This is a genomic window from Lactobacillus gallinarum, assembly GCF_002160635.1.
Lineage (GTDB): Bacteria > Bacillota > Bacilli > Lactobacillales > Lactobacillaceae > Lactobacillus > Lactobacillus gallinarum.
Map to the genome: position 1 here is coordinate 87,065 of NZ_NFKZ01000005.1, position 9,033 is coordinate 96,097.

Genomic DNA, 9,033 nt, shown 5'->3' on the forward strand with positions numbered 1-9,033 from the left:
ATAATTCTTTTTTAGCTTATATTTTTATTGTATTAAAGTCAACCTTTGAAAGCGATTTTCTCTAAAGATCTAACACAATTGTGAATGGACCATCGTTTTCTAAGCTAACTTGCATGTCAGCACCAAACTCACCGGTCTCAACATGGAAGCCATCTTGCTCAAGTTCTTTATTGAAATCTTCCCAAAGTTCTTTTGACTTTGGTGGACGCATTGCTTCAACAAAACTAGGACGATTGCCTTTCTTAGTATTAGCCAATAAAGTAAATTGACTAACACTCAAAATTTCACCGCCAACATCTTTCAAAGATAAATTAGTCTTACCATTTTCATCTTCAAAAATACGCATCTTGGCAATCTTATCAGCTGCTTTTTTCACAACTGGAAGTTCATCCCCATTTTTGATGCCGACTAATAACATAAAACCCTTGCCAATTTTACCAACGGTTTTACCGTCGATATTTACTTGAGCATGGTTAACTCTCTGAATTACAACTCGCATTAATTATCTGACCTCTTAGTTTCATAAACATCTGGAATATCACGCAACTTGCTTAAAATCTCATCAAGCTGCTGTGAATTCTTAACTGCAACTGTCACATACATATGAGCAATGTTGTCTTCATTAACCTTACCTGAAATATTATTAATATTCTTAGTAAGTGAATTCAACTTATTAATTACATCACTGAGCAAGTTAGAACGATTGTAGCCAAAGACTTCGATATTCGCATTAAATGATTGAACGCTGTTTTCTTCAACATTCTCCCATTCAACATCAATTAAACGGCCTTGCTCTTCTGCTTCCTTAGTAATATTTCTACAATCGGTTCTATGGATAGTCACTCCGCGGCCTTTAGTAACATAACCGATGATCTTGTCACCAGGAACAGGGTTACAACATTTAGCTAAATGAAGCATCAAATCACTAACGCCTTGAATCATGACGCCATTCTTATGCTTGACCTTCATTGTAGAACTAGAGTTTTTCTTTGGTTGCTCATCTTGAATAGACTGCTGACCAGAATTAAGGATCTTTTCTTCTAATTCTTTTTGCTTTTGCTTTTCGTCTTCACGACGTAAGTCAACGGTCAAACGGTTAACAACGGCTTGAGCTGATAAATCACCAAAACCAACTGCAGCATACAATTCTTCCTCAGTATGGTAGTTAAAGTGATCCAACAATTTTTCAACGTGCTCTTTATCCATGAAGTCTTTAGGAGCAAGTCCTTCTTCACGAATCATATTAGCTACCATTTGTTCACCGTGAGTGGTGCTTTCTTCACGGTCTTGGCCTCTGAAGTAACGACGGATCTTGTTACGTGCTCTTGAGGTCTTAACCATATCGGCCCAGTCACGTGAAGGAGTGGCATTAGTTTGCGTCATAATTTCAATGACGTCACCGTTTCTCAACTTGTAGTCAAGTGGAACCAACTTGTTATTTACTTTGGCACCAACCGCATGGCTACCTACTTGGGTGTGAATTGCGTATGCAAAGTCCAAAGTTACAGAACCCTTTGGCAATTCGTAAACTTCACCCTTTGGTGTGAAGACGTAAACACGGTCAGAGAAGATATCACTCTTAACTGACTTCATGAATTCGCCGGCATCTTTAGTTTCATCCTTCAATTCAAGAATTTCACGAACCATGTCTAGCTTTTCACCAGAAGAGCTTTCTTGCACACCAGTGAAGTTACCACGTTTGTATGCCCAGTGTGCGGCAACACCGTATTCAGCAACCTCATGCATTTGTTCAGTTCTAATCTGAATTTCTAGTGGACGACCGCCAGGTCCAATGATAGTTGTATGCAAGGATTGATAGCCGTTAACCTTTGGCATAGCAATATAATCTTTAAAACGCCCGGGCATTGGCTTCCATTCTGTATGCACAGCACCTAAAACAGCATAACAATCACGGACATTTTTCACAATTACTCGGACAGCAAGCAAATCGTAGATTTCATCAAAATCCTTATGCTTATTAACCATCTTTTTATAAATGGAGTAAATATGCTTAGGACGACCATAGATTTCATACTTAATGCCTAATTCATCCAAGGTCTTTCTCAGAGTCTTAATGGTATCAGCGATATACTTTTCTCTTTGACTTCTTTTAACATCCATTAAGTTAACGATGCGGTAGTAAGCCTCAGGATTTAAGTAGTGGAAACTCATATCTTCCAATTCCCACTTGATAGTACCAATACCTAATCTATCAGCTAGTGGTGCATAGATATCCATTGTTTCTGAGGCGATCCGGCGTTGCTTATCAGGACGCAAATGTTGCAAAGTATGCATATTATGCAAACGATCGGCCAACTTAACCATGATTACTCTCAAATCTTTAGCCATCGCAATTAACATTTTACGGTGATTTTCTGCTAAAAATTCTTGGTGAGACTTGTACTCATATTTGTTTAATTTGGTTACACCATCGACAATAAAAGCAACGTCTTCGCCAAATTTTTCCTTTAATTCATCATTGGTAACCGGTGTATCCTCAACAGTATCATGCAAAAAACCTGCAGCAATTGTATCCGGATCTAGGCCAAGCGTAGCCAAAGTTCCTGCAACTTGCGTTGGGTGAATAATATAAGGTTGTCCGGATGCCCGTTTTTGGCCAGCATGTGCTTTATTTGCAAATTCATATGCCTTCTCTACAAAAGCAACCTGATCATTATTCATATACTTTTTACAAGTATCAATCACTTGATCATGCGTCATTTCAATGTATTTAGACATTCTGGTCATCCCTTCTAACGGTAAATATTTTTATTCATTAAGCCAAAGGCTTCAATTATTAGATAAATCAAGCCAAACATTAAATTATATAAAGCAAATTTAGGCAGAATTGCTAAGCAAAAAATGATCGGCAACAATAAAAGCCACCATTTTTTAAGCTTTAATTTCAAGATTAAATTACCAACATGATAAGCGATCAAACTATTAATTATCATAAATAATATTCCCTCACGCCAAACAATTGACACGTGAAGAAGACTTGAAATGTAAGGCAAGATTGCCACTAAAATACTCCACCAGATAAGCGGCATCCATTGATAGGTGTTTAATTTTTTGATTATCGGAATGTTCTTAATTTTATCCCCTATTTTTCTCATTAAAAATTCGTGCCTCTCATCAAAGTTTAATTTAATTGATAATATTTTACCACGATTATTTTTCTTTTCTAGTGATAGCAAGTCCAACCCAACGACCTTGCTTCATGGTAAGATCAATCTTAAAACCATTTTCATCTAATGATTTTTCAATCTTAGGCAATTGTAAGTAATCAATTCCTGAGAAGATAACCTGTCCACCTTCATTTAAGTGAGCATCCATTTGCGGAATAAGTTCAAGTAAAATTTCAGCTAAAATATTAGCCACGATAATATCAAATTTTCCATTTACATCTGCTAATAAGCTAGTTTTTTGAACACGAATATTTTTAATATCATTTAAAGCTGAGTTTTGTTCTGTGGCGGTCATTGATTCATCAGAAATATCAGTAGCTAAAATGTCTGTTGCACCAAGTTTTGAAGCAGCGATTGCCAAGATACCTGAACCAGTACCTACATCAACTACGCTAATTGGCTTCTTAACGATTGCGCGTTCAAGCCCCATCATTGCTAATTGAGTAGTCTTGTGATTACCGGTACCAAAGGCCAAACCTGGATCAAGCTTAATTAATTGTTGATCCTTAAAGGCAGGCTTATAGTCTTCCCATTTAGGAACAATAGCCAAGTGACGAGAGAAGTTGATCACATGGTAGTACTTTTGCCAAGCCGTGTTCCAATCTTGGTCTTCAATATAAGAGGTAGTAATTTTGGCATCCCCAATATTAAGACCATAGCCCTTAAGTTCTTGCATCTTTTCTTGGAACTTTTTAGCCAATTCATCTTTATCTGCTTCTTCATCAAAGTATGCGTAGAAATAAGTATCTTTAGGCAAATCCTTGATATCGTCCATATCAACAACAGTTGAATCATGTAGCCAGCCAGCTTGTTCAAAATCGCTGCGGTTTCTAGATTCAACGCCTAAGGCATTCAAATTATCCATAGCATAAATGCTTAAAGCATCTTCTACTTCTTGACTAGTATCGATTTTAATAATTAATAATTTCATTATAGTAATCTCCTTTTGAGATTTTCTTTGTACAATGCTATCATGATAAAGGTGATAAATATGTCAAAGAAAAAGAATAAAAAAAACAAACTTGAAAAAACTTTAGTTGAAAAGATCTTAGATCAAAATAAGATCAAATATCGTCAAGCTTCATTTGCAGTCACCAAAGATAAAGGTGGCGTTGCACAGATGGACACTTCTATTCTAGAAGACAAAGAGCATTTAGTCTACAAAACGTTAGTCTGTGAAGGAAATAAAACTGGTCCATTAGTTGGTGTTGTTCCAATTACAGAGCACTTAAGCATGAAAAAATTAGCCAAAGTTTCTGGCAACAAAAAGTGTGAAATGCTTCCTTTGAAGAAATTAGCTAAAACTACTGGCTATGTTCATGGAGCTAATACGCCAATTGGCATTTACTTCAAAGAAAAACTACCTATTTATCTAGATGATTCTATGAAAGGCAACGAAGAAATTGCCGTTTCAAGTGGTGAATTAGGTAGAAGCGTTTTCTTAAATCCTGAAGACTTGGCAAGATTCTGTCATGCACCTTTTGTCGATTTAAAAGAATAAAAGCGTTTTCAAATAATTGAGTCATCATCTTCTTTTTATGTTAAACTATTCATGTACCACATATAGAAACATGACAGATATAGAAGAAGATGACTGAATTGAATATATTATTAGGAATTGTTGGTTTTACAGTTGCTATGCTTGCTGCATTTGTTGTTACAGCAGTGGCGATTTCGAATTAACCAAAAATAAAATTGATAACATATTACTGATATAAAAAGAGCAGCTTGATGTTGCTCTTTTTATTTGCCCTCTGTTATTAAATTAAAGTAATTTTTCTAATATTATTTTCTTATAGTTAGTCGACTCGCTTTTTACAGATTATTAGTTTTACAAAAGAATTACAATTATTGAGTATCATTGTTATTTTTTGCGCTAAGTTAAAAGTGTTAACGCTGATAATAAACGTTATATAACTTTTAATATCTAATCTTTCAAATTTCTAAAATACAAGGAGTTTAAGGAATGAAACATAAAAATGATTTAAGCTTCAACGCTAAACTTAACGGTAAGCAAAAATTTGGTTTTAGAAAATTATCTGTTGGTTTAGCTGCTGTTGCTCTCGGCACTACCTTTTTCTTAAGTAATGGTCAACTTGTTCATGCTGATGTTGAAAATAATACTCAAACTTCAGAGGCAAAAACTGAAGAAGTTGATAGTCAATCTCAATCAACTCCAAATCAAGATGAACATGTAGAAAAAGTTGATCAACCTAGTCAGTCTCAACAAGTAAAGGAAGAAAATAATTCTACTGCAGCTAATGAACAAACTGCTGCAAGTAAAAATGATGAAGCAACTGCTACTTTAAAGATTAAAAAACAGCCTTCATTAACTGATCCTAAATTATTAGCAGAAAATAAAACTCAAAGGAATTTAGATAATTCTACTAAGGTAGAGACTATTTATGATACTTCAACTGAAGACCAACAAAAGCACTCTGTCATCGGTGGTCAAGGTTAGGTCAAAGTTGAAGTTACTAGTCCTGAATTTCAAGATGTTAAAAAAGGGGGATAAATATTCCGTACAATTTGGATCAGTTCAAAACTTTAACTATGATCAAACACCGCTTGCTGATGATTCATCATCTAAATTTGAAATATCAAATAAAGGAAAAGGTCTTTTCGAATTAACTGCAAAAAATAATTATGATCATGGCAAGTTTGACATAACTGCATCTGTTATGCCTAAAGAAATAGTTACAGAAGACAAAACCATTGAGATGCCTATAACTATTTCTCATAACGATAAAATCATTATCTCTAAAGAAGCATCTATTAATTTAAGACCTGCTCCTAAGCTTACTTATGAAGAAAGTCACCCACTAGTTAAATATGTTTGCTTTGGTCTCGATCCAAATTCAAATACAATTGGCTGGGGTATTTACTTAAATTACAACAAAAAGAATTTAAACGATTTGAACTTAAATGCCAAATTCAATGGTGGTCAAGTTATCATTCCAAACTCAATAGCAGCATATCTTGTTGCTGATGATGAAATTGTAGATCAAAATGGCTACCCATTAAATGTCGCTAATTACCATTATAAAAATTACAATGCTGATCTATCCAAGTTTATTCAAGATCAGGTTCCTAGTGATAAAAAACTTTAGTCATCAAATCTGAAGGGCCATTCAAGGTCGGCAATAAAGATTATTCTAAGCAACCTATCTATATTTACTTCAAGACCCAAATACCTAAAAAACAGGTGATGGTTCATATGCTTCGGATTTAAATTTAACTGCTAAAGGTATTAAAATAACATTACCGCAAACATCACTAAGTCAACCTGGTAATTCTTACTCAGATAGTGGTAATCAAACGGTCACAGAAAATAAGACTGTTAAAGAAATTATTAATTATTATCTATGGTAACGGAACTAGAAAAGGCCAAATTGCCGCTACTCAACAAATTAAAGAAATAACTTATACTCGCACAGGTATAAATAATTTCGACAAAACTGGCATTCACTGGGGAGCTTGGTCTCATTCACAAGAATTTGAAAGTGTTGCATCACCTAATACCAAGGATAGCCATTACACTATTAAATCTCTAGATTCAATTCCAGTAGTTACAACTTCTATTAGTGAAGACGGAGAAATCAATGTTGGCAAGACAACTGCAAAAGTTACAAAAGAAAATGGTGTCACAGTATTAACATACAATGTTTATTACTATGCTCCAGAAAAGGCATCTGTAACCTTCTGGGATGACACTACTAATGAACCATTAAGTACTTATTTAACAGCTAATCACCAACAGGATGAATTTACTGACGAATACAGCTACGCTAATGATGATTCCACCAAACAAGCAATTTCATTTAAGGGTGCAGATGCAGTTGTTCAATTCTTAACAAACCATTACTTTAAATTTAATGGTGTTACTGGAGCTGGTTCAGTTTCTAGTGATGATTACAGTAAGATCTCATATGGCAACTTTGATAATGATGAAACTAAAGATCAAAACTTTGTTCTCCACTTTATCCGTAAAACAGAAAAACAAGCACAAACTGCTACTGTAAATGAAGTAATCAAAGGCTACTACTAAAATGGCCCTAAAGCTCAAAACTTTACAGGCATCAGTGATCCTAATGCGGTAGTTCCAGCAAATGCTGAAACAGCATCCCCTAACTACACAGCTTCAGTTTCATATACCAGAACAAGAACCATTGATTTAGTTGAGGATCCTAACGGCACTTCTACTAAATGGTCAGATTGGTCAGTCCAAGACAATCAATCCTTCCCTGCTATCTCATATGATAACGGTATTATTAAGAATCAAATTTCTGATAACTATTACCTGAACAAGAATGGTGTAGTACATATTATTGGTACTGAGGATGGATTTAAAGTTACTGCTGATTCTAATGGTATTTCAGCAATTACCCCATCTTCTGATTTCTTAAGCAGTTTAGTTGCTAAAAACAATAATCAAGGTTCTGCTCAAATCAACGTTTGGATACCTTATACTCTTCATGAAAACATCACTGTTCATTATATTGATGAAGACACTAATGCTGAAATCACCCATAATTCTAATAATAAAGTCGATGCTTCTAAATTGGCTGATCCTCAAAATTATCAAAACGGCATCCCTAATACAACTGTTACAAATCGAACTCAATCAGTTATCGGATACTTAAAAGGATTAGGGTATCAATTTGATAAAGAGGCTACTGAGGGGCAACAATCTAATCATGTAAAATCATTAGGCAATGAGTTCACTTTTAACCTCAGCGAGAAAAACTTTAAAGGTAACAACGGTGTGAATGCATGGAATAGCAAAGATTTGTCCTTTGACAACACAGAGAATCCAAACGATCAGAATTATTACGTTTACCTTTACCATGCAGTTCGCACTGATCACCAATATAAGTCAGTCAAAGAACGCGTATCTTACTACTACGAAAATGGTCCAAAGCAAGGTCAACCTGTTCCAGATCGTTTCCAACCTAAAGACTATGATCTTTACTTTGTTCGAACCCAAGATGTTGATCTGGTTACCGGTGCTAAAAAGGATTGGACTAATTGGTCACTTGATGCTAAGAAGACTAGCACTAATAACAATGGTCTTTCATTCAAAACAATTCCATTTAAAGATCTTTACCAAGAATTAGATGATGGTTATACCATTGATCCTAATGGTAAATTTATCATTACTGATAACACTGGTAAGCATGAAAGTGAACAAGCTCTAATTGTCAAAGGCGAAAATGGTAAAATCAAAGTAATTCCATTTACTAATGATGAAATCACCAACTTACCAGAAAATGGCGTAATTGGTATTCAAGTTCCATATGCTGTAGTTATCCCTACTCCAGGACCAGAACCTAAACCAACTCCTAAGCCAACTCCAGAACCAGATAAGCCTGTAACTCCTACTCCAATTAAAACGCCTAAACACAAGAAACGTACTCCAAAGAAGAATTACTCATGGAGTTCTAACCATAATCCAAATGGTGAAAGTTTAGACCACAACAAGAAGAGAGACTACAGCTTTAACTACGTTCCAAATGGCGAAGACTACAACCACAATATTGGACCAAAGGGTCAGAATATCCCTATTAACCAAAGTTTGACCTCTTCAAAAGCAGACCATAACTCTGCTTCAACCAATACCCTTCCAGAAACTGGTGAAAAGAAGTCTAACTTAGGCGTAATTGGATTAAGCTTAGCAGCTGTAGCTGGTTTAATGGGACTTGCTATTAAAAAGCGCAAGGATTAAATAAATAGAGTAGAGGGAGTTTAATTCTCGCCCCTCTCATTGCACCGGACGTACGGTTCCGTATCCGGCGCTACATTTGTAATTCTTTACGAGATATATAATATTCTAGCGGATCGACCA

9 protein-coding genes and 1 pseudogene are annotated in these 9,033 nt (G+C 35.3%); 6 read left to right on the forward strand and 4 right to left on the reverse strand.

The annotated features are described in order from the left end of the window. Positions 1-61: 61 nt before the first annotated feature. The 4 genes from dtd to prmA are packed head-to-tail and all read right to left on the reverse strand — an operon-like array spanning position 62 to position 4,119. Positions 62-499, reverse strand: coding sequence for a D-aminoacyl-tRNA deacylase (dtd, locus tag B5E95_RS03570; RefSeq protein WP_087176193.1), 438 nt, complete (start codon positions 497-499; stop codon positions 62-64). After that, positions 499-2,739: a RelA/SpoT family protein gene (locus tag B5E95_RS03575; protein WP_087235585.1), complete on the reverse strand. Its 2,241-nt coding sequence runs from the start codon at positions 2,737-2,739 to the stop codon at positions 499-501. Before B5E95_RS03575 ends, dtd begins: the two co-directional genes overlap by 1 nt. Before the next feature lie 14 nt (positions 2,740-2,753). Continuing rightward, entirely contained in the window at positions 2,754-3,116 is a 363-nt protein-coding gene (locus B5E95_RS03580; protein ID WP_025005813.1) for a hypothetical protein, read from the reverse strand. 55 nt (positions 3,117-3,171) lie between these two features. Beyond that, positions 3,172-4,119 carry a 50S ribosomal protein L11 methyltransferase gene (prmA, locus tag B5E95_RS03585; protein WP_087235586.1) on the reverse strand — a complete coding sequence of 316 codons (948 nt, stop codon included), beginning with the start codon at positions 4,117-4,119 and terminating at the stop codon, positions 3,172-3,174. A 60-nt stretch (positions 4,120-4,179) separates the two neighbouring features. Here prmA and B5E95_RS03590 point away from each other — a divergent pair, with 60 nt between their 5' ends. From B5E95_RS03590 to B5E95_RS10695, 6 genes and pseudogenes are all read left to right on the forward strand, one after another. Beyond that, a complete protein-coding gene (locus tag B5E95_RS03590; protein WP_087176196.1) occupies positions 4,180-4,689 on the forward strand; it encodes an aminoacyl-tRNA deacylase in 510 nt (169 codons plus the stop codon). 465 nt (positions 4,690-5,154) lie between these two features. Beyond that, positions 5,155-5,649 carry a YSIRK-type signal peptide-containing protein gene (locus B5E95_RS10860; RefSeq protein ID WP_233187232.1) on the forward strand — a complete coding sequence of 165 codons (495 nt, stop codon included), beginning with the start codon at positions 5,155-5,157 and terminating at the stop codon, positions 5,647-5,649. Positions 5,650-5,683: 34 nt separating this feature from the next. Next, positions 5,684-6,298: a hypothetical protein gene (locus B5E95_RS03605; protein ID WP_087235587.1), complete on the forward strand. Its 615-nt coding sequence runs from the start codon at positions 5,684-5,686 to the stop codon at positions 6,296-6,298. A gap of 197 nt (positions 6,299-6,495) precedes the next feature. Continuing rightward, a complete protein-coding gene (locus B5E95_RS03610; protein WP_087235588.1) occupies positions 6,496-7,236 on the forward strand; it encodes a mucin-binding protein in 741 nt (246 codons plus the stop codon). A 30-nt stretch (positions 7,237-7,266) separates the two neighbouring features. Next, a pseudogene (locus B5E95_RS11150) lies at positions 7,267-7,431 on the forward strand (mucin-binding protein); the annotation flags it as partial. A 318-nt stretch (positions 7,432-7,749) separates the two neighbouring features. Next, positions 7,750-8,913 carry an LPXTG cell wall anchor domain-containing protein gene (locus tag B5E95_RS10695; protein WP_241146310.1) on the forward strand — a complete coding sequence of 388 codons (1,164 nt, stop codon included), beginning with the start codon at positions 7,750-7,752 and terminating at the stop codon, positions 8,911-8,913. The last annotated feature ends 120 nt before the right edge of the window (positions 8,914-9,033 follow it).

Coding starts and splice junctions, on each gene's coding strand:
- B5E95_RS03590 (WP_087176196.1), top strand. CDS start 4,180: ATGTCAAAGAAAAAGAATAAAAAAAACAAACTTGAAAAAACTTTAGTT.
- prmA (WP_087235586.1), bottom strand. CDS start 4,119: ATGAAATTATTAATTATTAAAATCGATACTAGTCAAGAAGTAGAAGAT.
- B5E95_RS03605 (WP_087235587.1), top strand. CDS start 5,684: ATGTTAAAAAAGGGGGATAAATATTCCGTACAATTTGGATCAGTTCAA.
- B5E95_RS03575 (WP_087235585.1), bottom strand. CDS start 2,739: ATGTCTAAATACATTGAAATGACGCATGATCAAGTGATTGATACTTGT.
- dtd (WP_087176193.1), bottom strand. CDS start 499: ATGCGAGTTGTAATTCAGAGAGTTAACCATGCTCAAGTAAATATCGAC.
- B5E95_RS10860 (WP_233187232.1), top strand. CDS start 5,155: ATGAAACATAAAAATGATTTAAGCTTCAACGCTAAACTTAACGGTAAG.
- B5E95_RS03580 (WP_025005813.1), bottom strand. CDS start 3,116: ATGAGAAAAATAGGGGATAAAATTAAGAACATTCCGATAATCAAAAAA.